This window comes from Lelliottia sp. GFLA7, assembly GCF_056490165.1.
On record NZ_JBWLAQ010000009.1, the window covers coordinates 81,125 to 107,167 of the forward strand.

The 26,043-nt window shown below is 51.4% G+C and carries 29 protein-coding genes and 1 other annotated feature; of the genes, 16 read left to right on the top strand and 13 right to left on the bottom strand.

What is annotated here, in order from left to right; all coding sequences use genetic code 11:
• The first annotated feature begins 14 nt into the window (after nucleotides 1-14).
• Both AC07RN_RS18705 and AC07RN_RS18710 read left to right on the top strand, forming a co-directional pair.
• Nucleotides 15-452 (top strand): type II toxin-antitoxin system RatA family toxin, encoded by a 438-nt coding sequence (locus AC07RN_RS18705; protein WP_041689497.1) that lies wholly within the window; start codon nucleotides 15-17, stop codon nucleotides 450-452.
• Complete coding sequence (locus AC07RN_RS18710) at nucleotides 442-729, top strand: RnfH family protein (protein ID WP_015960092.1); 288 nt, start codon at nucleotides 442-444, stop codon at nucleotides 727-729. The genes AC07RN_RS18705 and AC07RN_RS18710 overlap by 11 nt, the downstream gene beginning before the upstream one ends.
• Nucleotides 730-808: 79 nt before the next feature.
• Here AC07RN_RS18710 and bamE read toward each other — a convergent pair whose 3' ends face one another.
• The 3 genes from bamE to nadK form a co-directional block, all read right to left on the bottom strand.
• A complete protein-coding gene (gene bamE, locus AC07RN_RS18715) occupies nucleotides 809-1,150 on the bottom strand; it encodes an outer membrane protein assembly factor BamE (RefSeq protein ID WP_015960091.1) in 342 nt (113 codons plus the stop codon).
• A gap of 138 nt (nucleotides 1,151-1,288) precedes the next feature.
• Nucleotides 1,289-2,950 carry a DNA repair protein RecN gene (gene recN, locus AC07RN_RS18720; RefSeq protein WP_478337031.1) on the bottom strand — a complete coding sequence of 554 codons (1,662 nt, stop codon included), beginning with the start codon at nucleotides 2,948-2,950 and terminating at the stop codon, nucleotides 1,289-1,291.
• An 86-nt stretch (nucleotides 2,951-3,036) separates the two neighbouring features.
• Nucleotides 3,037-3,915, bottom strand: coding sequence for an NAD(+) kinase (gene nadK / locus AC07RN_RS18725; protein ID WP_015960089.1), 879 nt, complete (start codon nucleotides 3,913-3,915; stop codon nucleotides 3,037-3,039).
• A gap of 122 nt (nucleotides 3,916-4,037) precedes the next feature.
• Here nadK and grpE point away from each other — a divergent pair, with 122 nt between their 5' ends.
• Complete coding sequence (gene grpE, locus AC07RN_RS18730; RefSeq protein WP_015960088.1) at nucleotides 4,038-4,631, top strand: nucleotide exchange factor GrpE; 594 nt, start codon at nucleotides 4,038-4,040, stop codon at nucleotides 4,629-4,631.
• A 34-nt stretch (nucleotides 4,632-4,665) separates the two neighbouring features.
• On the opposite strand, the gene AC07RN_RS18735 is transcribed toward grpE, so the two are convergent.
• Both AC07RN_RS18735 and AC07RN_RS18740 read right to left on the bottom strand, forming a co-directional pair.
• The gene (locus tag AC07RN_RS18735) at nucleotides 4,666-5,952 is read right to left on the bottom strand and encodes an HlyC/CorC family transporter (protein WP_071818762.1); all 1,287 of its coding nucleotides are present in this window, start codon (nucleotides 5,950-5,952) and stop codon (nucleotides 4,666-4,668) included.
• Between the two features lie 18 nt (nucleotides 5,953-5,970).
• Entirely contained in the window at nucleotides 5,971-6,762 is a 792-nt protein-coding gene (locus tag AC07RN_RS18740) for a cytochrome C assembly family protein (protein ID WP_041689707.1), read from the bottom strand.
• A gap of 166 nt (nucleotides 6,763-6,928) precedes the next feature.
• On the opposite strand from AC07RN_RS18740, the gene ffh reads away from it, so the two are divergent.
• The 7 genes from ffh to AC07RN_RS18775 all read left to right on the top strand — a co-directional run bounded on the left by ffh (nucleotide 6,929) and on the right by AC07RN_RS18775 (nucleotide 12,354).
• Nucleotides 6,929-8,290 (top strand): signal recognition particle protein, encoded by a 1,362-nt coding sequence (gene ffh / locus AC07RN_RS18745; RefSeq protein WP_015960085.1) that lies wholly within the window; start codon nucleotides 6,929-6,931, stop codon nucleotides 8,288-8,290.
• A gap of 114 nt (nucleotides 8,291-8,404) precedes the next feature.
• Nucleotides 8,405-8,653 carry a 30S ribosomal protein S16 gene (gene rpsP / locus AC07RN_RS18750; protein WP_059177789.1) on the top strand — a complete coding sequence of 83 codons (249 nt, stop codon included), beginning with the start codon at nucleotides 8,405-8,407 and terminating at the stop codon, nucleotides 8,651-8,653.
• Between the two features lie 15 nt (nucleotides 8,654-8,668).
• A complete protein-coding gene (rimM, locus tag AC07RN_RS18755; protein WP_041689496.1) occupies nucleotides 8,669-9,205 on the top strand; it encodes a ribosome maturation factor RimM in 537 nt (178 codons plus the stop codon).
• 31 nt (nucleotides 9,206-9,236) lie between these two features.
• Nucleotides 9,237-10,004, top strand: a complete 768-nt coding sequence (gene trmD, locus AC07RN_RS18760; protein ID WP_015960082.1) for a tRNA (guanosine(37)-N1)-methyltransferase TrmD — start codon at nucleotides 9,237-9,239, stop codon at nucleotides 10,002-10,004.
• A gap of 40 nt (nucleotides 10,005-10,044) precedes the next feature.
• On the top strand, nucleotides 10,045-10,392 hold the full coding sequence (rplS, locus tag AC07RN_RS18765) for a 50S ribosomal protein L19 (protein WP_015960081.1): 348 nt from the start codon (nucleotides 10,045-10,047) through the stop codon (nucleotides 10,390-10,392).
• A 129-nt stretch (nucleotides 10,393-10,521) separates the two neighbouring features.
• Nucleotides 10,522-10,926: a DUF2946 domain-containing protein gene (locus AC07RN_RS18770; RefSeq protein WP_449553798.1), complete on the top strand. Its 405-nt coding sequence runs from the start codon at nucleotides 10,522-10,524 to the stop codon at nucleotides 10,924-10,926.
• Nucleotides 10,927-10,986: 60 nt separating this feature from the next.
• The gene (locus AC07RN_RS18775) at nucleotides 10,987-12,354 is read left to right on the top strand and encodes a PepSY-associated TM helix domain-containing protein (protein WP_478337032.1); all 1,368 of its coding nucleotides are present in this window, start codon (nucleotides 10,987-10,989) and stop codon (nucleotides 12,352-12,354) included.
• A gap of 4 nt (nucleotides 12,355-12,358) precedes the next feature.
• Here the strand turns inward: AC07RN_RS18775 and AC07RN_RS18780 are convergent, their stop codons facing one another.
• The 4 genes from AC07RN_RS18780 to AC07RN_RS18795 all read right to left on the bottom strand — a co-directional run bounded on the left by AC07RN_RS18780 (nucleotide 12,359) and on the right by AC07RN_RS18795 (nucleotide 15,131).
• Nucleotides 12,359-12,844, bottom strand: a complete 486-nt coding sequence (locus AC07RN_RS18780) for an OmpA family protein (protein ID WP_478337033.1) — start codon at nucleotides 12,842-12,844, stop codon at nucleotides 12,359-12,361.
• Nucleotides 12,845-12,857: 13 nt separating this feature from the next.
• Nucleotides 12,858-14,078: a diguanylate cyclase DgcN/YfiN gene (gene dgcN / locus AC07RN_RS18785; protein ID WP_407437463.1), complete on the bottom strand. Its 1,221-nt coding sequence runs from the start codon at nucleotides 14,076-14,078 to the stop codon at nucleotides 12,858-12,860.
• Nucleotides 14,071-14,682: a regulatory sequestration protein YfiR gene (yfiR, locus tag AC07RN_RS18790; protein ID WP_478337034.1), complete on the bottom strand. Its 612-nt coding sequence runs from the start codon at nucleotides 14,680-14,682 to the stop codon at nucleotides 14,071-14,073. The genes dgcN and yfiR overlap by 8 nt, the downstream gene beginning before the upstream one ends.
• 74 nt (nucleotides 14,683-14,756) lie before the next feature.
• Nucleotides 14,757-15,131 (bottom strand): DUF2799 domain-containing protein, encoded by a 375-nt coding sequence (locus AC07RN_RS18795; RefSeq protein WP_478337035.1) that lies wholly within the window; start codon nucleotides 15,129-15,131, stop codon nucleotides 14,757-14,759.
• Nucleotides 15,132-15,342: 211 nt separating this feature from the next.
• On the opposite strand from AC07RN_RS18795, the gene aroF reads away from it, so the two are divergent.
• Genes aroF through AC07RN_RS18810 form a run of 3 tightly spaced genes read left to right on the top strand, consistent with a single transcriptional unit; the run spans nucleotide 15,343 to nucleotide 18,477 of the window.
• Nucleotides 15,343-16,413, top strand: coding sequence for a 3-deoxy-7-phosphoheptulonate synthase AroF (aroF, locus tag AC07RN_RS18800; protein WP_133631150.1), 1,071 nt, complete (start codon nucleotides 15,343-15,345; stop codon nucleotides 16,411-16,413).
• 9 nt (nucleotides 16,414-16,422) lie between these two features.
• Nucleotides 16,423-17,544, top strand: a complete 1,122-nt coding sequence (tyrA, locus tag AC07RN_RS18805; protein WP_235133871.1) for a bifunctional chorismate mutase/prephenate dehydrogenase — start codon at nucleotides 16,423-16,425, stop codon at nucleotides 17,542-17,544.
• Nucleotides 17,545-17,604: 60 nt separating this feature from the next.
• The gene (locus AC07RN_RS18810) at nucleotides 17,605-18,477 is read left to right on the top strand and encodes an SMP-30/gluconolactonase/LRE family protein (RefSeq protein ID WP_478337036.1); all 873 of its coding nucleotides are present in this window, start codon (nucleotides 17,605-17,607) and stop codon (nucleotides 18,475-18,477) included.
• Here AC07RN_RS18810 and pheA read toward each other — a convergent pair.
• From pheA to bamD, 4 genes are all read right to left on the bottom strand, one after another.
• On the bottom strand, nucleotides 18,474-19,634 hold the full coding sequence (gene pheA / locus AC07RN_RS18815) for a bifunctional chorismate mutase/prephenate dehydratase (protein ID WP_041689494.1): 1,161 nt from the start codon (nucleotides 19,632-19,634) through the stop codon (nucleotides 18,474-18,476). The genes AC07RN_RS18810 and pheA overlap by 4 nt on opposite strands.
• A 28-nt stretch (nucleotides 19,635-19,662) precedes the next feature.
• Nucleotides 19,663-19,788: a sequence feature (Phe leader region), on the bottom strand.
• Entirely contained in the window at nucleotides 19,740-19,787 is a 48-nt protein-coding gene (pheL, locus tag AC07RN_RS18820; RefSeq protein ID WP_106379811.1) for a pheA operon leader peptide PheL, read from the bottom strand. (Overlaps the previous feature by 48 nt.)
• Before the next feature lie 103 nt (nucleotides 19,789-19,891).
• On the bottom strand, nucleotides 19,892-20,233 hold the full coding sequence (raiA, locus tag AC07RN_RS18825; RefSeq protein ID WP_015960070.1) for a ribosome-associated translation inhibitor RaiA: 342 nt from the start codon (nucleotides 20,231-20,233) through the stop codon (nucleotides 19,892-19,894).
• A 269-nt stretch (nucleotides 20,234-20,502) separates the two neighbouring features.
• Nucleotides 20,503-21,240 carry an outer membrane protein assembly factor BamD gene (gene bamD, locus AC07RN_RS18830; RefSeq protein ID WP_015960069.1) on the bottom strand — a complete coding sequence of 246 codons (738 nt, stop codon included), beginning with the start codon at nucleotides 21,238-21,240 and terminating at the stop codon, nucleotides 20,503-20,505.
• Nucleotides 21,241-21,370: 130 nt separating this feature from the next.
• Between bamD and rluD the strand changes: the two genes are divergently transcribed.
• From rluD to clpB, 3 genes are all read left to right on the top strand, one after another.
• Nucleotides 21,371-22,351 carry a 23S rRNA pseudouridine(1911/1915/1917) synthase RluD gene (rluD, locus tag AC07RN_RS18835; RefSeq protein ID WP_015960068.1) on the top strand — a complete coding sequence of 327 codons (981 nt, stop codon included), beginning with the start codon at nucleotides 21,371-21,373 and terminating at the stop codon, nucleotides 22,349-22,351.
• Entirely contained in the window at nucleotides 22,348-23,079 is a 732-nt protein-coding gene (gene yfiH, locus AC07RN_RS18840; RefSeq protein ID WP_478337037.1) for a purine nucleoside phosphorylase YfiH, read from the top strand. The genes rluD and yfiH overlap by 4 nt, the downstream gene beginning before the upstream one ends.
• 129 nt (nucleotides 23,080-23,208) lie before the next feature.
• On the top strand, nucleotides 23,209-25,782 hold the full coding sequence (clpB, locus tag AC07RN_RS18845; RefSeq protein WP_015960066.1) for an ATP-dependent chaperone ClpB: 2,574 nt from the start codon (nucleotides 23,209-23,211) through the stop codon (nucleotides 25,780-25,782).
• Nucleotides 25,783-26,043 lie beyond the last annotated feature (261 nt).

Genomic DNA, 26,043 nt, shown 5'->3' on the forward strand with positions numbered 1-26,043 from the left:
CCATGGAAAAAGCTATGCCTCAGATTAGCCGTACTGCGCTTGTTCCGTTCAGCGTGGAGCAAATGTACCAATTAGTGAACGACGTTAAGTCCTATCCACAGTTTATTCCGGGATGCACCGGAAGCCGAGTGCTGGAGGCCGGTCCGACTCAGATGACGGCGGCAGTAGACGTCTCGAAAGCGGGGATCAGTAAAACGTTTACCACCCGTAACACGTTGACGGACAACCAGAGCATTTTGATGCATCTGGTCGATGGCCCTTTCAAAAAACTGATGGGTGGCTGGAAATTTACGCCACTGAGTGCTGACGCGTGTCGCATCGAATTCCATTTGGACTTTGAATTTACCAATAAGCTGATTGAACTGGCGTTTGGCCGGATTTTCAAGGAGCTGGCTGCGAATATGGTTCAGGCGTTCACTGTCCGCGCGAAAGAGGTTTACAGTGTCGCGTAAGATCGCTGTCGAAGTCGCTTACGCATTACCTGAAAAGCAGTATCTGCAGCAGGTAAAATTGGACGAGGGCGCAACCGTTGAGGAAGCGATCCGAGCATCGGGTTTGCTAGAACTTCGTCGCGACATTGACCTGGCTAAGAATAAAGTCGGTATTTACAGCCGACCCGTTAAGCTCGGCGATGTGGTGAATGATGGGGATCGCGTTGAGATTTATCGTCCGCTGATTGCTGATCCAAAAGAGCTGCGTCGTCAGCGTGCGGAGAAGGCAGGAAAGTAGAATCTCTTTTGCTAACCTCAGCAGAGATAATAAAAAAGGTGCTCAATGAGCACCTTTTTGCATTTTCGATTCTGAAAACTTACTCTTTGGTGAGAGCAGGTTTGTTATCAATGTTCGTTAACACACCGCTGCTGTTGAAGGTCAGCGTGAGCGTCTGCTGCGTTACGCCTTCATGACCAGGCTGCTGGCGGAAAACGTAGAACCAAGTATTGGTGCCGAATGGATCGGACATCATCGGGGTTCCCAATGCATAAGCGACCTGCTGTTGTGTCATACCGACACGAACTTTAGACACATCGTTAGGTGTGAGGTAGTTCCCCTGGTTGATGTCAGGACGGTAAACCACTCGCTCCAGAGTGGAACAACCTGCGGTCAACATCAGAAGAACCGCTGCGACAGCGGTCAGCGTTTTACAGCGCATAGTGATTTGATTCCTTTTCGGGCCCGAGCAATACGCGGCTCATATGTTATATGCCGATGATAATAGACCTTGCCCCACTTTGAAACCGGTCTGACGGCGTTTTTGTTGTTCTGTATGACTCTGAGATCCCGAAAAAGTTTATGCAGCCAGCAGTTCTTTGGCGTTTGCGAGCGTATTTCGTGTGACTTCGCTACCGCCCAGCAGTCGTGCCAGCTCCTGCAGACGCGCACGTTTATCAAGCGGCTGCATATGGGTTTCTGTCATTTCACCATCCGTTTCTTTACTCACAAAGAAATGATGATGTCCGCAACCTGCTACCTGCGGAAGGTGAGTGACACACATCACCTGAGTGGATTCCCCCAACTGACGTAATAATTTACCCACAACGGCAGCGGTTGGACCGCTGATCCCGACATCCACTTCATCGAAAATGAGTGCAGGCGTTTCCATTTTACGTGCAGTAATCACCTGGATGGCCAGAGCGATACGGGAAAGCTCACCGCCTGATGCGACTTTCGAGATCGCCTGTAAAGGTTGCCCTGGGTTTGTCGTTACGCGGAACTCAACGCGATCTGCACCTTCGGCGGTGAGATGCTGTTCTTCAAATTTAACGTCGATCGCAAAAACACCGTGTGGCATCGATAATACGTGCATACTGTCGGTAATGTGCTGACTCAATTCCTGAGCGTACTGCTGGCGTACCTCATGAAGCTGCTTCGCTGTGGCCAGCGCCTGCTGATGGTGAATATTCGCTGCCAGCGAAAGGGTTTCCAGAGAGTCGGCTTGATCGTCCAGCAACTGCTGTTCATCCAGTAGAGACTGATGATAATTGGGTAACTCTTCCGGGGTGACGAGGTGTTTACGTGCCAGAGAAATCTGTTTTGAAATGCGTTGTTCAAGTTCAAACAAACGATTCGGATCGAGATCCAGACGTTCACAATAATGGCGCAGCTCTTCACTGGCTTCAGAAATCTGAATCGCCGCTTCTTCAAGCATTTCCATTACGCTTGAGAGTTTACTGTCAAGTCCCACTAACTCAGTCACCTGTTGACGAACGCTATACAGCTGGCTTTGCAGGTTGACGTCTTCACCATCGGCCAGCAGATTTAAGGCTTGCTGGCTGGTTGAAATCAGGTGGCCGCTGTTCGCCAGCCGTTTGTACTCTTCGTCGATTTGTTCGAATTCGCCCAACTGTGGCTGAAATTCATTGAGTTCTTTGAGCTGATACTCCAGCAGTTCGGCACGCGCTAAACGTTCCTGGCTTTGCTGTTGGTGCTGGGCCAGCTCGCGGCAGCTTTGGTGCCACTGACGATAGTGCTCAGCCATCAGTTGAGTGAGCGCATACTCACCTGCATAGCCGTCGAGAAGGGACTTTTGCTGTTCAGGTTTAATCAATTGCTGATGGGCGTGTTGACCGTGGATTTGGATCAGCAACTGGCCCAGTTCCCGAAGTTGGGAAAGTGGAACCGCAGTGCCGTTGATAAAGCCGCGGGAACGACCATCGCTGCTGATTACGCGGCGAAGTAAACACTCACGTCCATCTTCAAGCTGGTTCGCTTCAAGCCAGCGCAGGGCGGCAGGCGTGTCTTTAAGGGAGAAACGCGCGCAGAGATCTGCGCGGTTTGCGCCTGAGCGGACGATATCGCCTTCGGCACGACCGCCAAGGCACAAGCCGAGCGCATCAATGGCAATAGATTTACCCGCACCGGTTTCACCGGTAATGGCCGTCATTCCGCTCAGGAAGTCGATCTCGAGTTCACGAACAATGGCGAAGTTGCTGATGGTCAGTTGTGCCAGCATAATTGTTTTCCTGTATGAAAAACCATAACTGTATTTTCATACAGTATAAACTGGTTTTTTATACAGTAAAGTGCTGGATGCAAAAATTAGAACAATTTTTTCGACCAGCCGAGTTTTGAGCTTAATGTGTTGAAATAACTGTAGTCTTTTGGGTGGATCAGATTCAAATGATAGTCGCAACGACGGATTAACACGTCTTCACCTTCCTGGATAGGCAGGGCAATCTGGCTGTCGCAGCTAATTTCGAGATCGTTACGGCGATGTGAAAAGCGCAGTCGAATAGTGCTGCTGCTGTTAATCACCAGTGGGCGAGCAGAGAGAGTGTGCGGGAACATGGGGACTAACGTGATCGCGTCCAGCGACGGAGTCAGAATCGGTCCGCCCGCAGAAAGGGAATACGCCGTTGAGCCTGTCGGGGTCGAAATAATTAACCCATCAGAACGCTGCGAAAAGGCGAAAACTTCGTCGATATAGACTTCGAATTCAATCATGTGTGCGACTTTGCCAGGGTGCAGCACAACTTCATTAATCGCCGTGCTGATGCGCTTCTGGCAGTCTTGCTGGCAGACCTGCGCTTCCAGCAGAAAGCGTTTTTCGCTGATATAATGACCATCAAGTACATCAGCAAGCTGTTGATGGGCATTGTCAGGGTCGAGATCGGTCAGAAAACCCAGGTTGCCGCGATTGATACCAATAACCTTAATATCGTAGCGGGCCAGCGTTCGGGCGGCGCCCAGCATGTTGCCGTCACCGCCGACCACGACCGCGAGATCGGCCTGCTGTCCGATTTCCGCCAGCGTGCCGGTTTTGACATTTTTGAGCTGTAATTCCTGGGCAATTTGCTGCTCAACCATCACCTCATAACCTTTCGCGCACAGCCAGCGATACAGCATTTCATGTGTCGTCAGCGCGGTTGGATGACGTGGATGTCCGACAATCCCAATACACTTGAAATGATTATTCATTTTCTGGAGGTCCTTGTGCCGAATGATGGTGACAATGTGCTTTGTTCCCTTGAATCCCGGAAACTGATCCCCATAATAAGCGAAGTTAGCGAGATGAATGCAGAAAAAACGCGGAGAAATTCATGAGTAGTAAAGAACAGAAAACGCCTGAGGGGCAAGCCCCTGAAGAAATTATCACGGAACAGCATGAAGAAGTTGAGGCTGTAGAGCCAGACGCTTCTGCTGAGCAGGTGGACCCGCGCGATGAAAAAATTGCGAATCTGGAAGCTCAGTTAACTGAAGCGCAGAATCGCGAGCGCGAAGGTGTGCTGCGTGTTAAAGCCGAAATGGAAAACCTGCGTCGCCGTACCGAACTCGACGTTGAGAAAGCGCATAAATTTGCGCTGGAGAAATTCGTCAATGAGCTGTTGCCGGTGATTGATAGCCTGGATCGCGCTCTGGAAGTGGCAGACAAAGCGAATCCGGATATGACGGCGATGGTTGAAGGTCTTGAGCTGACGCTGAAATCTATGCTGGATGTGGTGCGTAAGTTCGGCGTTGAAGTGGTTGCAGAGACTAACGTTGCGCTGGACCCGAACGTTCACCAGGCCATTGCGATGGTTGAGTCAGAAGACGTTGCTGCCGGTAACGTGCTGGCTGTGATGCAGAAAGGCTATACGCTGAATGGTCGCACAATTCGTGCTGCCATGGTCACTGTCGCGAAAGCGAAGGGCTAATCCGTTCTCCCCTCTCCGACGGAGAGGGGATTTCTCATTCTGCGACGCTGTCCCGCAGCGGTTTGACCGGAATGACTTTCACCTGCTTAATCATGTTTTCCTGCACATCCAGAATATCAATATCGTACTGGCTGATACGCACGCGCGTTCCAGCAGCCGGGATCTCTTCCAGCACTTCCAGAATCATACCGTTAATCGTGCGCGCGTCCTCTTCCGGCAGGTGCCAGTTAAACGCTTTATTCAGCTCACGAACGTTGGTGCTGCCATCAATCAGCACCGAACCGTCGTTTTGCGGCGTGACTTCTTCTGCCAGTGACGGCGACATGGACGTTGTAAAATCGCCAACGATCTCTTCCAGAATGTCTTCCACGGTAACCAGCCCCTGAATATCGCCATATTCATTCACAACCAGGCCCGCTTTCTTTTTATTTCGCTGGAATTTGACCAGTTGAGTACTGAGCGGAGTGCCTTCCGGTATGACATAAATCTCATCAGCCGCACGTAGCATCACTTCTTTGGTGAACTCTTTCTTTTCTTGCATGAGTCGCCAGGCTTCACGCACGCGCAGCATGCTGATGGCGTCATCCAGCGAATCACGATACAGAACGATGCGTCCGTGAGGAGAGTGCGTGAGTTGACGGACAATCGCTTTCCAGTCATCGTTGATGTCGATACCGACAATTTCATTGCGCGGGACCATGATGTCGTCGACGCTGATCTTTTCCAGGTCCAGCACCGAGAGCAGCATGTCCTGGTGACGGCGGGAAATTTGCGAGCGTGATTCATTCACAAGCGTGCGCAGTTCGTCTTTGCTGAGTGCGCTGCTGATGGTGACATCCGCTTTAATGCCCATTAAGCGCATCAGCAGACGCGTCACTTTGTTGAGCAACCAGACCAGCGGCATCATCAGGATCAGCAACGGCCCCAACAGAAAGCTGCTTGGATAGGCCACCTTTTCGGGATAGAGCGCGGCGATGGTTTTGGGCAGCACTTCGGCGAAAACCAGCACCACGAATGTCAGTACGCCGGTGGCAATTGCCACACCAGCGTTGCCGTAAAGACGCATCCCGACGATGGTGCCCAGCGCAGAAGCCAGAATGTTGACCAGGTTATTACCGATCAAGACCAGGCTAATCAGGCGGTCAGGCTTGCGTAGCAGCTTTTCAACGCGGCGGGCGGCGCGGTTACCTTGTTTAGCGCGATGACGTAACCGGTAGCGGTTTAGCGTCATCATGCCGGTTTCCGAGCCAGAGAAGTAGGCGGAGATGACCACCATGACGATCAGCGTAACGATCAGCGTGGTGGTTGAGATGTGTTCCAGGGGGAACTCCTTTGTTGCTTAGCTGACGAACTGCTGTATGACGCGGCTACCGAAATAAGCCAGGGTCAAAATGCCAGCGCCTGCGACGTTAAACCAGACGACGCGACGACCGCGCCAGCCCTTGTGATAATGGCCCCATAACAGGACAACATAAACAAACCACGCGATGATAGAGAGCACGGCTTTATCGATATTCTCAACGCTGAATAAATTCTGCATATAAAACAAACCGGTGCACAGTGTCAGCGTTAGCAGCACCACGCCAATCTGGGTGATGTGAAACATCTTGCGCTCTATCACCATCAGCGGTGGCATTTCCTGGTTGAATACCAGCTTTTTGTTTTTTAGCTGGTAGTCAATCCACGCCAATTGCATTGCATACAATGCGGCAATAATCAGCGTCGCGTAGGAGAATAGTGACAGCCCGATGTGCACCATCATGCCGGGTGTGGTTTCCAGATGCGTGATGAACTCGTTTGGCACGAAAGTCGCGAAAGCCAGATTGATGAGCGCGAAGGCATAGACAATCGGCAGTAACAGCCACCCGCGATTTTTAGAGGCGACAATGGTCATCACCGTACAAATCATCAGGCTCACCAGCGAACCTACGTTCAGCACGCTCAAATTTTGGACGCTGCCGTCGCCTGGAATAATACGCGATTCCAGGGCAAACGCATGGCTTACCAGTGCGATCACCGCCGACAAAATAGCCATCCGTCGCCAGCCGCTGTTTTTTTGCAACAGGCCAGGAATGATCAGCGCAAGGCTGAAAGAGTAGGCAACAAGGGCGATCAGTGCGAAAACAGGCATATAGGCGTCGACAGTTGTCTGAATAAGAAAGATAAGCAGTATAACGTTACGTGACGCGTGCTCCAACCGTTGCATAACAACAAAGACGCCTTCATGTTATACTCCGGCAAAATTCTGTGTATGTGTCGCTGTGGCGACCCAACGTTTCTACATCAGGCGAGAGACAATGTTTGATAATTTAACCGATCGTTTGTCGCGCTCGCTGCGCAACATCAGCGGCCGTGGACGACTTACCGAAGACAATGTTAAAGAGACGCTGCGCGAAGTGCGTATGGCGTTACTCGAAGCCGACGTGGCGCTGCCGGTCGTGCGTGAATTCATCAACCGTGTGAAAGAAAAAGCGGTTGGTCATGAAGTGAATAAGAGCCTGACCCCGGGTCAGGAGTTCGTCAAAATCGTGCGTAACGAGCTGGTTGCGGCGATGGGCGAAGAAAATCAGGTTCTGAACCTGGCTGCGCAACCGCCAGCTGTGGTTCTGATGGCCGGTTTGCAGGGTGCAGGTAAAACCACCAGCGTCGGTAAGTTGGGTAAATTCCTGCGCGAAAAGCACAAAAAGAAAGTGCTGGTTGTTTCTGCCGACGTTTACCGCCCTGCGGCGATCAAACAGTTAGAAACGCTGGCGCAGCAGGTTGAGGTCGATTTCTTCCCGTCCGATGTGGCGCAAAAACCGGTTGATATCGTTAATGCCGCGTTGAAAGAAGCCAAGCTGAAGTTCTACGACGTGCTGCTGGTGGATACCGCCGGTCGTTTGCACGTTGATGAAGCGATGATGGATGAAATCAAACAGGTTCATGCCGCGATCAATCCGGTAGAAACTCTGTTTGTTGTCGACGCCATGACGGGCCAGGATGCGGCAAATACCGCAAAAGCGTTTAACGAAGCGCTGCCGCTGACCGGCGTTGTCCTGACCAAAGTGGACGGCGACGCCCGCGGCGGTGCGGCGCTCTCAATTCGTCATATCACCGGTAAGCCGATTAAGTTCCTCGGCGTGGGTGAGAAGACCGAAGCGCTGGAACCGTTCCACCCGGACCGTATTGCGTCACGTATTCTCGGTATGGGCGACGTGCTGTCGCTTATCGAAGATATCGAGAGCAAGGTTGACCGCGCGCAGGCTGAGAAGCTCGCGAGCAAGCTGAAAAAAGGTGACGGTTTTGATTTGACCGACTTCCTGGAACAGCTGCGTCAGATGAAAAACATGGGCGGCATGGCGAGCCTGATGGGCAAGCTGCCGGGCATGGGTCAGATTCCTGACAACGTGAAAGCGCAGATGGATGACAAAGTGCTGGTGCGTATGGAAGCGATCATCAACTCGATGACGCTGAAAGAGCGCGCAAAACCAGAAATCATCAAAGGCTCACGCAAACGTCGTATCGCTGCCGGTTGCGGTATGCAGGTGCAGGACGTTAACCGTCTTCTGAAACAGTTCGACGACATGCAGCGCATGATGAAGAAAATGAAGAAGGGCGGTATGGCGAAAATGATGCGCGGGATGAAAGGGATGATGCCTCCAGGTTTTCCAGGGCGTTAAGTGCTTTAGAGATTGCTTTTTGCCCAAAAATGAGTAAAATTTTCGGGCTTTTAATATGACACTGGGCTCCGTTCCTCGATGGGGCCCAGTGTTTTATTCACACAAGAGGATGTTATGGTAACTATTCGTTTAGCACGTCACGGCGCGAAAAAGCGTCCGTTCTACCAGGTTGTTGTTACTGACAGCCGTAATGCACGCAACGGTCGCTTCATCGAGCGCGTTGGTTTCTTCAACCCGCTGGCTAGCGGTGCAGAAGAAGAAACTCGTCTGGATCTGGATCGTGTCGCTCACTGGGTTGGCCTGGGCGCGACTGTTTCCGACCGCGTTGCTGCGCTGATCAAAGCAGCAAACAAAGCAGCTTAATCTGTCACGGTGGTCATGATGAGCAATAAAGCACCTGTTGAACCGATCGTATTGGGAAAAATGGGTTCTTGCTACGGTATCCGTGGTTGGCTCAGAGTGTTTTCCTCCACTGAAGACGCTGAAAGCATTTTTGATTACCAGCCCTGGTTTATCCAGAAAGGCGGTAAGTGGGAAGAGGTCGAGCTGGAAAGCTGGCGTCGCCACAATCAGGATATCGTGATCAAGCTGAAAGGCGTTGAAGATCGCGATGCTGCGAATCTCCTGACGAATTGCGAAATTGTCGTTGATTCATCGCAGTTGCCAAAGCTTGACGATGGCTACTACTGGAAAGACCTTATGGGTTGCCAGGTAGTAACCACGGAAGGATACGAGCTCGGTAAAGTCATTGATATGATGGAAACGGGCTCAAATGACGTTCTCGTCATTAAGGCAAACCTGAAAGATGCATTTGGCATCAAGGAGCGGTTGGTTCCGTTCCTCGATGGACAGGTTATCAAGAAAGTCGATCTCACTACTCGTACGATTGAAGTAGATTGGGATCCTGGTTTTTAAATTCTCCGGATAAACGGTAAAAGACGGCGCTATGTGGATTGGCATTATCAGCCTGTTTCCTGAAATGTTCCGCGCGATTACTGATTACGGGGTAACTGGCCGGGCAGTAAAAAAAGGCCTGCTGAACATCCAGAGCTGGAGTCCTCGTGACTTCGCGCATGACCGGCACCGTACCGTGGACGAACGTCCTTACGGCGGCGGACCGGGGATGTTAATGATGGTGCAACCCTTACGGGACGCGATTCATACAGCAAAAGCCGCGGCAGGTGAAGGCGCAAAGGTGATTTATCTGTCACCTCAGGGACGCAAGCTTGATCAAGCGGGCGTGAGCGAACTGGCGACGAATCAGAAACTGATTCTGGTCTGTGGTCGCTATGAGGGCATAGATGAGCGCGTAATTCAGACCGAGATTGACGAAGAATGGTCTATCGGCGATTACGTTCTCAGCGGTGGTGAGCTACCGGCAATGACGCTGATTGACTCTGTAGCCCGGTTCATTCCGGGTGTACTGGGCCATGAAGCATCGGCAACAGAAGATTCTTTTGCCGACGGGTTGCTGGACTGTCCACACTATACTCGTCCTGAAGTGTTAGAAGGGATGGAAGTACCGGCGGTATTACTGTCAGGTAACCATGCCGAGATACGTCGCTGGCGTTTGAAGCAGTCGCTGGGCCGCACCTGGCTTAGAAGACCTGAACTTCTGGAAAACCTGGCTCTGACTGAAGAGCAAGCAAAGTTGCTGGCTGAGTTCAAAAAAGAACACGCGCACCAGCAGCATAAACATGATGGGATGGCGTAAGCCCCCAAATATCAGTTTACCCAGGATAAGAGATTAAATTATGAGCAACATTATTAAGCAAATTGAACAAGAGCAGATGAAGCAGGACGTACCTTCATTCCGTCCGGGTGATTCCGTGGAAGTGAAAGTATGGGTTGTTGAAGGTACCAAAAAACGTCTGCAGGCATTCGAGGGCGTGGTTATCGCTATTCGTAACCGCGGTCTGCACTCTGCATTCACTGTTCGTAAAATTTCTAACGGCGAAGGTGTTGAGCGTGTCTTCCAGACTCACTCTCCAGTAATTGACAGCATTTCTGTTAAACGCCGTGGTGCTGTACGTAAAGCTAAACTGTACTACCTGCGTGAGCGTACTGGTAAGTCTGCTCGTATCAAAGAGCGTCTTGGCTAAGATTCGCTTAAGCGACATCCTGATAAAAGGGCTGGCCGAAAGGTCGGCCCTTTTTTATGTAAATGACCTCACGATGTTAACCATCCTTTCATAAATCATTTACAATGCCCCCTCTTCACTGGAGGGCAATTGGATAACGCACTGCATCATTCAGCCTTGAAACGCGCAGCGGCCTGGACCGCGCTGTTTGCGATCCTGCTGATTGTGGTCGCTCCTCTTATCTCCATCTCGCTGCAAAAAGATCCCATGAGCACCATGCCTGGCATGCATCACGATATGAGTGCTATGCCGATGGACGATCATCATGGTGATACCCCGCACTCAATGCCAGTCGATCATGCGGAGGCGTGTGGGTATTGTGTGCTGATGGCGCACGTTCCTGGCATGATTTTAGCCCTGGTGGTGGTGCTGAGTGCCGTTCTGCAAAGACTTAGCATAAAGCCACCACGTCCGGTGGTGAGTCACTGGCACTACTTCCCCTGGTTGTATCCTGATACGCGCGCGCCGCCGCGGTGGACTGCTTTTTCCCGTTAAAAATAAAACGCACACCAGATTGGGCGTGCCGATAACTTTTTACCTGCACAAAGGAAAAGTATGACCACCTGTACTCCGCGCGCAGCATGGGGAAACCTGCTGCGTCGCCTGCATTTTTACATTGGGCTATTTGTCGGCCCGTTTATCTTCTTTGCCGCGCTTACCGGAACCTTGTACGTCGCCACGCCGCAGCTTGAGAGCTATATGTACAAGCATGCGTTGTACGGAGAAACGTCTGGTGAACCGCAGTCTTTGGCTGAGCAAATTGCAGTGGCCGAGAAAGCGGTAGGTAACGACTTACGTCTTCACGCCGTACGCCCAGGTTTGGTCAGGGGTGAAACCACTCGCGTGATGTTTACCGATCCGCAGCTTGGGCCGTCTGAGCACCGGGCTATTTTTGTCGACCCCGTTAGTCTTGCCATCCGTGGCGATATGACAGTCTACGGAACCAGTGGGATCCTGCCGCTACGCCAGACCATCGACTATCTGCACAGCTCACTGATGCTGGGTGATGTTGGCCGTTTATACAGCGAGCTGGCAGCGTCATGGATGTGGGTTGCCGCGCTGGGGGGCATTGCACTGTGGTTTTACACTCGCCCAAAACGGCGCATCAATAATCGATTCCAGAACCTCCGTCGCGTGCATGTGACGTTAGGTTGGGTGCTGTTGGGTGGCATGCTGCTGTTTTCCGCCACCGGGCTGACCTGGTCTCAATGGGCGGGAGGAAACGTTGATAAATTGCGCTCTGAAATGAATTGGTTAACGCCTCAGGTCAATACCAAACTGCAGGGACCGGCGGAAGAGGTCGATCCTCATGCCGAACATCACGGGCATCACAGTGCGATGATGATGCCTGAGATGGCAATGGATCTGACGCTTTTCGACAACGTTCTGCATGCCGCAAGATCAGCGGGCATTGATGCCAGCAAGCTGGAGATCCGACCGGCAAAAATGGCCGATCGGGCGTGGACCGTGACGGAAATCGATCGTGGCTGGCCGACTCAGGTGGATGCGGTCGCTATTGATCCGCATTCCATGCAGATCCTGGATCGCACCCGTTTTGCGGATTTCCCGCTCATGGCAAAACTGACCCGCTGGGGTGTTGATTTCCACATGGGGATTCTCTTTGGGCTGGTAAATCAGCTGGCGCTGATCGCTTTCGGTATCGCTCTGTGCGTGTTGATTGCCTGGGGATATCGAATGTGGTGGATGCGACGCCCAACGCAGTCGGCAAGCAACCCCGTACTGACGCTTTGTCAGTGCTGGATGGTGTTGCCAGTGAGCGGACGGATTGTCTCGATCATGATCAGCATTGCGTTAGGGCTGGCAATGCCAGTGATGGGATGCAGCCTGCTGCTCTTTGTGGTCATTGACTGGTTGCGCTGGCGCGCGCAGTCGGTGTTATCACTGGCTGAATCAGCAAAGTAATCGGTTAAGGCGTGCTGATCACCACCGCAACACGGCGGTTTTCAGCGCGTCCTTGTGACGTGCTATTGCTGGCGACCGGGTGTTTTTTGCCTAATCCCTGCGTAGTGAGATTGCTGCGCGGGATATTTGCCCCTTTAGCCCAGGCATCAGCCACCACGTTTGCCCGCTTTAACGACAGGGATTGGTTGTAACTCTCTTCACCGTAGTTGTCGGTATGTCCGTCCATCCGGGCGTGCGTCAAGCCCGTTCCCGCCAGGCGTGAGGCCATCGACTGAATTTGTTGCTCGCTTTCAGCTCTGAGTTGCGACTCATTTTTGCCGAACAAAATTTTGTCAGAGAGACCGAGTGACCAGTCACCGTTCATTTCATTGAAGCCGTAAGACTTCATCGCAGCGACTTGTTCTGGCGTAAATTTTCCCTGAGGGGGGGCATGACAGCCCGCCAGAATAGTTGATGCTAATAAAACCGGAGCGAGATATCGCCTGAACATAACGTATTCCTTTTTAAGATATTATTTTTGTGCGCTGGTTTTTCACCAGATACATATTACGGTCGGCTTGCTCCAGTAATGCCTCTACTGAGGTATTTTCCCACGTAAGAGCAAAGCCAATGCTAAGTGACATGTTTGCAGTGTGCCCGTTATGAAGATCGTACGGACGGAGGAATTGCTGCGAAAGGGCAGCACAAAGTTGTTGGACGTCTGTTGCCGAATGGACGCCGTACAGAATCATGGCAAATTCATCTCCGCCAAGGCGGTACGATTGATGACGTTTCGCGCCAAACTCGACCATGCGGTTCGCCACTTCGATCAACACACAATCTCCGGCCGCATGGCCCCATGTGTCGTTAATGAGCTTAAAGTCATCGCCATCAAGAAACAGCAGAGCGGAGTTGGTTTGCGCAGAAGCGTCTTTCATCAGCGCCGCAATGCTGTTGCGGAAGGCGGCACGATTTGCGAGACCGGTCAGGGGGTCATGCATCGCGGTTCGCATCAACTGCGCATTTCTCGCCTGTAGCTTAAGCTGCCACTCTTCCATTTCATCGAGCAGACTATTAAAGTCCTGGCCGAAGCGATGAAATTCTTCAATACGCTCTTCTTCCACTCGACGCGAAAAGTTGCGATTCGATTTAACGTCATGCACAACATCAGTGATGTTTTGTAGCGCGTTCACTATTCCGTTATGCAGAGACTGCGTGATGGACAGGGCGACAAACGCAGCGATAAGAATACACCCGGTCAGGACGGCGAAAGACATCCAGATAAAGTGGCTGATCAGGCTGTCGCGCGCAGTAATACGCACTTCGCCAATAGCATGACCGTTATGTAAGACGGGCTGAATCGCGGGTGTGGGGAACAGCCAGCGGCTGACCAGAGTCCCCAGCGCATCGGGATTATCGTCGGGATTCCACGACCAGTGCGCAAAACGTTTACCCTGTCCGTCGAGTACTTCGGCTACGGCAAACTGCCCCTGTTTGCCCAACATGGCAAGCGTTTCAGTGGCAGCTGTCGCGTCGTTGAACACCAGCGAAGCCTCAAGACTCCGGCTCATTGTGGCGCTGGTTAATTCGAGATTTTTTTGCGCATATTGTTTTAGCGTGACGACTGAGGCAATAGATAATAATAGCCATATCAGGGTCATAGTGATAACGACGCTAATCATACTGATGCGTCTTAACGTTCTTTTAAATGTCGGTCGTGACGTTGAAGTGAATTCCTTATTCATGCTTCTTATTCCGGGCAAGCATTAACACTTCTGGATTGACCCTGACACCACTACGGGATAGTGCATCCAGATTTATAGAAAATCGTACTGTGTCTTCATTAATTATCAGGCAAAATGCGCTGCCAATAACACATTCAGGATTTTGTTCGGTGATTAATAGCAGCGCTCTTCCCTGATAACGGTTTATTAATTCAAGCTGGCTTGCGGGTGATTCGTTACCAAAATAAATAGCATCGCAAGTGGCATTAAGTGCTTCAGATTCACTATGAACAATCAGTGGGCTATAAGGTAAAGGTACGGACCCACTTTCACTGAGCGCCTGCGTATAGTGTGAAGAGGCAAAAATACAGAGCTTGGGCTGGCCGGAAAGCGAGGGCCAGCGGGTATAACTGACGATTCCAGAGACGATCGCGCGAACTGACTTATCCGTCGGCGTTTGCGCTGCGGCGAGAGTTTTCCCTCCGACCGTCAGAAGTATTAGCGCCAGTGTCAGTTGGCATAAAGAGATCGCAAAATAATGTCTCACCTGAAACCGCCGCACCGCTCTGAAATATATTTCTCTCAATATTATCCGCAGACTATCATTTTTTACGTGAGTCGTCATTATGTGAAATTGTTGTTCACGGGACTTAAGTAAAATCTAAAGCAGAATTTGAATGCAGTCGCTATGCAATAAGGTCAATTAAGTCTGGAGGCTCGCAAACCTTCATCCATTCCTTTTTGCCAGGATTTACGCAATAAATCCGCATTTTCTGCTGTATCGCAACTGGCGGGGAATATTTTCCCCGAGAGACCCCACGCATAGACAAAGTCGTCAGTACATATTCTTTTCTGGCCATCTGCATAACCACGCAGATATTCACTACGATTCACATCGGGATCGTTAAAGTTATCGGCGAGCGTTTCATTGCTTTTTACCGACGCACCATTCATGGCATCTTCTTTGCCGGCAGTAAACCAGCTGGTACCGGTCCAGTCTGGCTGGAAGGTGTAGGGATTGATTTGACAGCCTGTCAAAAGCAGTGCCAGCAGGGCGAAAACCAGTGGGCGCATAGGATTCTCCTTTTTGTTCAGCATAGCCTGGCGTTGAGAAGTTTGACTGTAATTTTATGTTTACGATAATGGTGGGTATTTTTTGCTATAAAACGCAATGTGTAAATTAAAATTTACGGAATTTGGATTGAAATCTTTACTGCGTGTGGTATTGTGAGCTCACCTCATCGAGGAAAACACTATCGCAAACGAGCATTACAGGATCGCCATCATGCAAAAAGACGCGCTGAACAACGTACATATTACCGACGAACAAGTTTTGATCACTCCGGATCAGTTAAAGCTGGAATTCCCACTGAGTTCTGAGCAAGAAGCGCAAATCGAGCAGTCGCGCCAGACCATCTCTGACATCATTGCCGGTCGCGATCCGCGCCTGCTGGTGGTGTGCGGTCCATGCTCGATTCACGATCCTGAAACCGCGATTGAATATGCTCGTCGATTTAAAGTGTTAGCCGAAGAGGTCAGCGATAGCCTCTACCTGGTCATGCGCGTCTATTTTGAAAAACCTCGTACCACCGTGGGCTGGAAGGGGTTGATCAACGACCCGCACATGGATGGTTCGTTTGATGTTGAATCCGGCCTGAAGATTGCGCGTCATCTGCTGGTTGAACTGGTCAGCATGGGTCTGCCACTGGCGACTGAAGCGCTCGATCCTAATAGCCCGCAATACCTCGGCGATCTGTTTAGCTGGTCTGCGATTGGTGCACGTACAACCGAATCACAAACTCACCGCGAGATGGCTTCTGGCCTGTCGATGCCGGTCGGTTTTAAAAATGGCACCGATGGCAGTCTGGCAACCGCCATCAACGCCATGCGTGCCGCTGCTATGCCGCACCGTTTTGTCGGGATTAACCAGGCCGGCCAGGTTTGCCTGCTGCAAACTCAGGGTAACCCTGATGGACATGTGATTTTGCGCGGCGGTAAAGCACCGAACTACAGCCCTGCGGATGTGGCGCAGTGTGAAAAAGAGATGGAACAGGCGGGACTGCGTCCGGCTCTGATGGTAGATTGCAGCCATGGTAATTCGAACAAAGATTACCGTCGCCAGCCTGCGGTTGCGGAATCCGTGGTCGCCCAAATTAAAGATGGTAACCGTTCTATTATTGGACTGATGATTGAAAGCAACATCCACGAAGGTAATCAGTCGTCTGAACAGCCGCGCAGTGCCATGAAACACGGTGTATCCGTTACGGACGCCTGTATCAGTTGGGAAGCGACAGACGCTTTGCTGCGTGAGATCCACAAAGATTTGAACGGTCAACTGGCGACGCGTCTGGCTTAAGAGGTTTTTATGGTTGCAGAATTGACTGCACTGCGCGATCAAATTGATGAAGTCGACAAGGCGCTGCTGGATCTTCTGGCACGCCGTATGTCGCTGGTCGCTGAAGTCGGTGAAGTGAAAAGCAAATACGGTTTGCCGATTTATGTGCCGGAGCGTGAAGCGTCAATGCTGGCGTCCCGACGCGATGAAGCGCAGTCCATGGGGGTTTCCCCTGATTTGATTGAAGATGTACTGCGTCGCGTGATGCGTGAATCCTACTCCAGCGAGAACGACAAAGGATTTAAAACCCTGTGTCCGTCATTGCGCCCAGTGGTCATTGTGGGCGGCGGCGGCCAGATGGGCCGTCTATTCGAAAAAATGCTGACGCTTTCTGGCTATCAGGTGCGCATTTTTGAAAAAGAGGATTGGGCACGCGCGACAGATTTGATGGCTGATGCAGGCATGGTTATCGTCAGCGTGCCGATTCATGTCACTGAGCAGATCATTGCGAAGCTCCCACCGTTACCGGATGACTGCATTCTGGTTGATCTGGCGTCGGTGAAAAATGGTCCACTCCAGGCGATGCTGACGGCGCACAAAGGCCCGGTATTGGGGTTACACCCAATGTTTGGCCCGGATAGCGGCAGTCTGGCGAAGCAGGTGGTCGTGTACTGTGATGGTCGTCAGCCCGAAGCCTATCAGTGGTTCCTGGAACAGATTCAGGTATGGGGCGCGCGTCTACATCGCATCAGTGCTGTTGAACACGATCAAAACATGGCGTTTATTCAGGCGCTGCGCCACTTTGCGACCTTTGCCTATGGTTTGCATCTGGCGGAAGAAAACGTTCAGCTTGAGCAACTGCTGGCGCTTTCGTCACCCATCTACCGTCTTGAACTGGCAATGGTAGGACGTCTGTTTGCGCAGGACCCGCAACTTTACGCGGATATTATTATGTCGTCAGAGAATAATCTGGCGCTGATCAAACGTTATTACCAGCGTTTTGGTGAGGCTATCGCGTTACTGGAACAAGGCAACAAGCAGGCGTTTATCGACAGTTTCCGCAAGGTCGAGCACTGGTTCGGGGATCACGCGAAACGTTTCCAGAATGAAAGCCGTACTCTGTTGCGCCAGGCGAATGATAGTCGCCAGTAGCCCAGTGATGTATATACTAAAAGCCAGCTTAGCTGGCTTTTTTCATTTTGGGGATGGGTCATGGTTGAACCACACGTTCTGTTTGATTACACCGGGCATTTACCTGAATGCCCGACCTGGAGTGAGGGCGAGAATGCGCTCTATTGGGCGGATATTCTGGAAGGGGAGATTCATCGGTATCATCTCCCGTCGGCTACTCACTCTGTTCTCTCTTTCCACGAAGAAGTCGGGTGCTTTGCATTACGCGAGAAGGGCGGTTTTATCGTGGCAATGCGTAACGCTATCTGGCTTACCGACAAACACGGTTTGCTCCAACGTAAAGTCTGCGATAACCCTTCCAATCCTCAGCTTGCACGCTTTAACGATGGCGGTACCGATCATCGTGGGCGTTTTTACGCGGGCACATTCTGGGGGCCGGGCGATTATAACGGCGCCATGCTGATGCGTATTGATAACGACCTGACGCCTAAAGTTATTCAGTGTGATATCCACGGGCATAACGGCCTGGCGTTTAGCCCGGACCACCAGTGGATGTTTACCTCGGATACGCCAAACAGCGTGATTTACCGTACGCCCTTAAATGAACATGGCGAGCCGGGGATGCGTGACGACTTTCGCCGGTTTGAAAAGGGGGAGGGCATGCCTGACGGTGCGGCGATGGACGTTGAAGGGTGCTACTGGAGCGCGCTGTTTGATGGCTGGCGTATTGCGCGTTTTTCACCGCAGGGTGAACAACTGGAAGAATACCGACTACCGGTGCGTTGTCCGACGATGGTTTGCTTTGGCGGTGATGACATGAAAACGCTGTTTATCACGACGACGCGAGAAAATATGAACGCTGAAGAAGTGGCTAAATATCCGCTTTCTGGTGCGATCTTCACCCTGCCAGTCAACGTGGCAGGAATGAAGAAAAGCCCCTTTGTCGAACGTTAAACCGGATCGACCGGCACCACGTTTTCGCCTGGATAGCAGCCCAATACCTTCATTGAACGGGTGATTTCACCCAGTTCACGCAGGGCTTTCTGCATGGAAGCGGACTCCAGGTTAGCCTGGATATCAAGATAAAACATCTCTTCCCACGGATTGCCGTTGATTGGGCGGGACTCAAGTTTGGTCATGATCAGATTGTGATTCCGCAGAACCAGCAGCGCTTCTACCAACGCACCGGCCTGCTGACCCGTTGCCATAAGCAGCGTTGTTTTGGCGGGCACCTGTTCGGATACGTTAATGGCTTTGCGCGCCAGGACCACGAAGCGGGTGATGTTTTGCGTTTGATTTGCCAGGTTTCGCTCCAGTACCTGCAAGCCGTACAGAGCACCGCCTGCTTCACTGCCCAACGCCGCAACGGTTGGCGAATTAGCCTGCGCGACTTTCGCCATCGCTGCCGAGGTACTCTCGGTGTACTCAATTTTCCAGTTTGGGTAACGGTTCAGGAACTGACTACACTGCTGGAACGGCTGCGGGTGGCTGTACACCGTATTTACCTGGCTGAGATCGGTTGAACCCGAAACCAGAACGCAATGGTCGATAGGGATATTAAGCTCGCCAACCAGCGACAGACTGGTGTGCTGGAGCAGGTCGTAGACATCGTTAATCGCGCCGGAACTGGTGTTTTCAATCGGGACGACGGCGTAATCAGCTTGCCCGGTTTCGACCTGATTAAAGATATCGGCGAATTTTGCGCAGCCACTTTCAATGAATTCTTCGAAATGACGTGCCGCATACTGGCGCGCTGCAAGATGGGAATACGATCCTTTTGGCCCGAGGAAGGCCACGCGCGCTGAGTGCGGATTGGTTTGATTCAAATGCTGTTGCAGCAACGCCTGCTGGGTGAGAACGGAATCTTCGATGATGAGCTGAAAAAGGCGAGTGATGTAGTGAGCATCCAGATGATGAGCTTTACCAAGCTGAATCAGGCGTTCCAGCAAATCGCGCTCGCGATCGATGTCTCGCACCGGGCGGTGGGAATCCAGCTTGGCTTTACCCACTTCAACTGCAAGCGCACGGCGTTCGGCCAGCAGCGCCAGTAGTTTCTCGTCCAGCGCGCTGATTTTTACTCGCAGATCCAGTAACGGGTTTTCCGATGTCATAGCGTTGCCTATTTCGTTTATTGTTATCATAAAAAAGGCCTCCCGGTTTGGGAGGCCTTGTTGTTCGTCTTCGCATTCTTTATCACACGACGAAACGCCTCCCAATCAGGGGAAGGTAAAAAAGAATGCGAAGAAAAACGGGGTATATTTCATGAATTCATCCTGTGAGTGATAGCTCTAAAGTACCCGTACTGTTTTCGTTCTGTCAATAAAAAACGCGCCCGAAGGCGCGTTGGCGGTATACTCAATTTAAAGGATTACTCTTCTTCAACTTCTTCCGCTAAGCTTGCGTCTTTCACCGATGTCGCGGCGCGACGGGCTTCGCCTTTGTGTTGCACTTTATTGAGCTGCCGTTCCAGCTTGTTGATCAAATCGTTGATAGCCGTATACATATCTTCGTGTTTAGCGCTGGCGACCAGATGGCCGTTAGGTGTATTGATAGTTGCATCAGCGGTAAAACCCTTCGGTTCCTTAGACAGAATGATATGCGGGTTAATCAGGTGTGTTTGCCATTTATCAAGTTTGGCGAGACGGTCTGCGACGTGCTGGCGGATTGCCGGAGTAATTTCCATTTGTTTACTGGTAATGTTCATTGTCATAAAAGTTACCTCTTGTCTTTCCGTCTTAGTGATTCCAGCATACCTTTCCCAATGTCAAAATGTGTGATCTAAATCACACATTTTTGTCACTTTTTGTCAGGGAACCTTTTTTGTGAGCCTCGACAGGAAGACGCGTTTTTTTCCTTGTCGAAGTGCGGATTTGCAGCCATAGTTGATAGGATTGGTCGGGGCTACAGCGCCCCAGTAAGCGATAAAATGAATAAAAAAACGGCAGCCCATGGGCTGCCGTTTTACATAGCGTAAAGCAATTAGGTATTGCTGCTGTTCGCGGCAATGATCTTCGCTACTTTTTCTGCCTGAGCGTTCATCTGCATCTGGCGATAGGCATTTTCCATCAGCTTCAGTCCGTCGCGGGTCGCCTGAGTGTCAGGATAATCACGCAACATTCCTTCTACGCGGTTCACGACTGCCACCCATGCACCACGGCGGGTATAGTATTCGGCAACGGAGTATTCATACTTAGCCAGACGATCTTTCAGGAACACCAGACGCTTGGTCGCATCGGTGGTGTACTGGCTGTTTGGATAGCCGCGTACCAGTTTTGAGAAATCGTTGAAGGCATCGCGCGCGTGCTGCGGGTCGCGGTCAGAACGATCCACACCGAAGAAACCTTGCAGAGCACTGTCATCCAGCGCCATGTTGGTTAGGCCACGCATATACATGACATAATCAATGTTCGGATGAGTCGGGTTTAGACGCATGAAGCGATCGATCGTTGCCTGAGCCAGCGGCAGATCGGCATTTTTGTAGTAGGCATAGATAAGATCTAACTGTACCTGCTGGGAATAAGGACCAAATGGATAACGATTATCCAGCGCTTCCAGTTGCGTTATGGCCTGTTTCCAGTTACCGTCCTGGAGTTTTTGCTGAGCAGTCGCATAGATTTCATTCGGCGGATTGTCAGGGACCTGTTCATTTGAACCGGAGCAGCCCACCAAAGCCAGGCTCAACGTGGCCGCTGCCACCAGATATTTCATGCGCGTCATGACGTTTTGACTTTCCTCAAATGTTTGTCCGGGAGAATCTCTTTCCTGCTCCCGATTAAGACCAGCTACAATAGCACACTATATTATACGGCAAAGCCGTAAAACCCAACGTTAAACGAAGAAGCAGTCTATGGCACAACGAGTAGAACTCACCGCAACAGTCTCCGAAAATCAGCTCGGTCAACGCTTAGATCAAGCTTTGGCCGAAATGTTCCCTGATTATTCGCGTTCACGCATAAAAGAATGGATTCTTGACCAACGAGTGATGGTCAACGGCAAAGTTTGGGACACGCCAAAAGAGAAAGTGTTAGGTGGGGAAGTGGTCGCCATCAATGCTGAAATCGATGAAGAAGTCCGTTTTGAAGCACAAGATATCCCGCTTACCATCGTCTATGAAGATGATGACATTCTGGTGATCAACAAGCCTCGCGGCCTGGTTGTCCACCCGGGAGCGGGTAATCCTGATGGTACAGTGCTGAATGCGCTGCTCCACTACTATCCACCGATCACCGATGTGCCGCGTGCAGGCATCGTGCATCGTCTGGATAAAGACACAACCGGTTTGATGGTCGTCGCAAAAACTGTTCCGGCGCAAACGCGCTTGGTGGAATCGTTGCAGCTGCGTGAAATCACCCGTGAATATGAAGCGGTCGCGATCGGTCACATGACCTCAGGTGGTACGGTAGAAGAGCCGATCAGCCGTCACCCGACCAAACGCACGCACATGTCAGTGCATCCGATGGGGAAACCCGCGGTAACGCATTACCGCATTATGGAACATTTCCGCATTCATACGCGTTTGCGTTTGCGTCTGGAAACGGGCCGTACTCACCAGATCCGTGTGCACATGTCGCACATTACGCATCCGCTGGTGGGTGATCAGGTTTATGGCGGACGCCCGCGTCCACCTAAAGGCGCTTCTGAAGAATTTATCAGCACGCTGCGTAAATTTGATCGTCAGGCTTTGCACGCCACCATGCTGCGCCTGTATCACCCGATTACAGGCATCGAGATGGAATGGCATGCGCCTATTCCTCAGGACATGGTCGAGCTCATCGAAGCGATGCGTGCAGATTTTGAAGAGCATAAGGATAAAGTGGACTGGTTATGACCAAACTGATAGTCCCGGCGTGGCCACTACCTAAAGGTGTGGCTGCCTGTAGTTCTACCCGAATCGGCGGCGTGAGTCAGGATGCGTGGGAGTCACTGAATTTAGGTGCGCACTGCGGCGATAACCTTGACCATGTTGACGAAAACCGCAAGCGGATGTTTGCGGCGGGACATCTGCCTTCAAAACCGGTTTGGCTTGAGCAGGTGCATGGCACTGACGTATTGAAGTTAACGGGCGAGCCCTATACCTCAAAACGTGCGGATGCCTCCTACAGCAATACGCCCGGGACAGTTTGTGCCGTTATGACTGCCGACTGTTTGCCTGTTCTGTTGTGCAATCAAGCCGGTACGGAAGTTGCAGCAGCGCATGCCGGATGGCGTGGGCTGTGTGCTGGTGTTCTGGAAGAGACCGTGGCATGTTTTGCGGATCGTCCGGAGAACATGATTGCCTGGCTTGGCCCGGCAATCGGTCCACAGGCCTTTGAAGTCGGCCCTGAAGTGCGCGACGCTTTTATCGCAGAAGATGCGCAGGCGGCGAGTGCGTTTCAGGTAAAAGGGGATAAATATCTGGCTGATATTTATCAACTGGCTCGCCAGCGCTTAAACAATGTCGGCATCACGCACATCTTTGGCGGCGATCGTTGCACCTTCACAGAAAAGGGTGATTTTTTCTCTTATCGTCGCGACAATACCACTGGTCGTATGGCAAGTTTTATTTGGCTGATATAACCTAAAGAATCAAGACGATCCGGCACGCGCCGTTTTCTTTTCGCATAATTCAGGTCATTAACCTTGAATAATTGAGGGATGACCTCATTTAATCTCCAGTAGCAAAATTGACCTGTTATGGGAGGAGTTATGCGTCTGGATCGTCTTACCAATAAATTCCAGCTTGCTCTCGCCGACGCCCAGTCACTCGCACTGGGGCGCGACAACCAATTTATCGAACCTCTTCATTTAATGAGCGCCTTGCTGAATCAGGAAGGGGGATCGGTACGTCCTTTACTCACGTCTGCTGGCATTAATGCCGGCCAGTTACGCACAGCCATCGATCAGGCACTCGGTCGTTTGCCGCAGGTAGAAGGCACCGGTGGTGACGTTCAGCCATCACAGGACTTAGTGCGTGTACTGAATCTTTGCGACAAGCTGGCGCAAAAACGTGGAGACAACTTTATTTCGTCAGAACTCTTCGTTCTGGCTGCGCTTGAATCACGCGGCACCCTGACCGACCTGTTGAAATCGGCCGGAGCCACAACCGCCAACGTGAGTCAGGCGATTGATCAAATGCGTGGAGGTGATAGCGTGAACGACCAGGGGGCCGAAGACCAACGTCAGGCTTTGAAGAAATTTACCATTGATCTGACCGAACGCGCCGAACAAGGCAAACTCGATCCGGTCATTGGTCGTGACGAAGAGATTCGTCGAACCATTCAGGTGCTGCAACGCCGCACCAAAAATAACCCGGTGCTGATCGGTGAGCCAGGTGTGGGTAAAACCGCCATCGTCGAAGGTTTGGCGCAGCGAATTGTTAATGGTGAAGTGCCTGAGGGCTTGAAAGGTCGGCGTGTTTTAGCGCTTGATATGGGCTCGCTGGTGGCCGGTGCGAAATACCGTGGTGAATTTGAAGAGCGTCTGAAAGGGGTTCTGAACGATCTGTCGAAACAGGAAGGCAATGTCATTCTGTTCATCGATGAATTACACACCATGGTCGGAGCAGGTAAAGCCGATGGCGCTATGGATGCGGGCAATATGCTCAAACCCGCTCTGGCACGCGGGGAATTGCACTGCGTGGGTGCCACCACGCTTGACGAGTACCGACAGTATATAGAGAAAGATGCAGCGCTTGAGCGTCGTTTCCAGAAAGTGTTTGTCGCCGAGCCGACAGTTGAAGACACCATTGCTATTTTACGTGGCCTGAAAGAGCGCTATGAGCTGCACCATCATGTGCAAATTACTGACCCGGCGATTGTCGCGGCGGCAACGTTGTCGCATCGATATATTGCCGACAGACAACTGCCGGATAAAGCCATCGACCTGATTGATGAAGCTGCATCCAGCATTCGTATGCAGATAGACTCGAAACCGGAAGAGCTCGACAGGCTGGAGCGTCGAATCATTCAGCTCAAGCTGGAACAGCAGGCGCTGAAGAAAGAGTCTGATGAAGCGAGTAAAAAACGCCTTGATATGCTTAATGAGGAACTGGACGACAAAGAGCGCCAGTATTCCGAGTTAGAAGAGGAGTGGAAAGCTGAGAAAGCGTCACTTTCAGGAACGCAGACTATTAAGGCCGAACTTGAACAGGCGAAAATTGCAATCGAACAGGCTCGTCGCGTAGGCGATCTGGGACGGATGTCAGAGCTGCAGTACGGAAAAATTCCTGAGCTGGAAAAACAGCTCGAGTTTGCCATGCAGTCTGAAGGTAAGACGATGCGGCTGCTGCGTAACAAAGTGACCGATGTCGAAATTGCCGATGTGCTGGCGCGTTGGACCGGTATTCCTGTCGCGCGCATGCTCGAAGGTGAACGCGATAAACTGCTGCGTATGGAGCATGATCTCCATCATCGCGTGATTGGTCAGAATGAAGCTGTCGAAGCGGTATCGAATGCCATTCGCCGTAGCCGTGCAGGTTTGTCTGATCCTAACCGTCCTATTGGTTCGTTCCTGTTCCTTGGGCCTACGGGTGTAGGTAAAACGGAACTGTGTAAAGCGCTGGCGAACTTTATGTTTGATAGCGATGACGCGATGGTACGTATCGACATGTCGGAGTTTATGGAGAAACATTCCGTCTCGCGTTTGGTCGGGGCGCCTCCGGGATATGTGGGTTATGAAGAAGGCGGCTATCTGACAGAAGCTGTGCGCCGTCGTCCTTATTCCGTCATCCTGCTGGATGAAGTGGAAAAGGCTCATCCGGATGTCTTCAATATCCTGTTGCAGGTATTGGACGATGGTCGACTGACGGATGGGCAGGGGAGAACTGTCGATTTCCGTAATACGGTTATCATTATGACTTCGAACCTGGGTTCTGATTTGATTCAGGAACGATTCGGCGAACTTGATTACGGCCATATGAAAGATCTGGTAATGGGCGTTGTGAGCCACAGCTTCCGTCCAGAATTCATTAACCGTATAGATGAAGTCGTGGTCTTCCACCCTCTGGGTGAGAAACACATTGCTTCTATTGCTCAGATTCAGTTGCAACGTTTATATAAACGTCTTGAAGACCGTGGCTATGAAATCCACATTTCTGACGATGCGCTGAAGCTGCTTAGCGAAAACGGTTACGATCCGGTGTATGGCGCTCGACCTTTGAAACGGGCTATCCAGCAGCAGATTGAAAACCCATTGGCACAACAGCTCCTGTCCGGGGAACTGGTTCCAGGGAAAATCATTCGTCTGGAAGTGAACGAAGACCGAATCGTCGCAGTGCAGTAAGATGTAAAACAGTAAAACGGGCCCCTCGGGGCTCGTTTTTGTTTGGTAATTAAGCTGTGTCGTTTGTTTAAAAAGCAAATCGCCTGGAAAGTAGGCGCTTGATAAAAAATTTTCACTTTATACTTGCGGCCTCGGAATAACTCCCTATAATGCGCCTCCACTGACACGGAACAACGGAACACAAGCCGCCGGGTCAGCGGGGTTCAGCGATGAACGCCGGCAGAGAAAAGCGAAAATAAACGCTTGACTCTGAATGAGGAA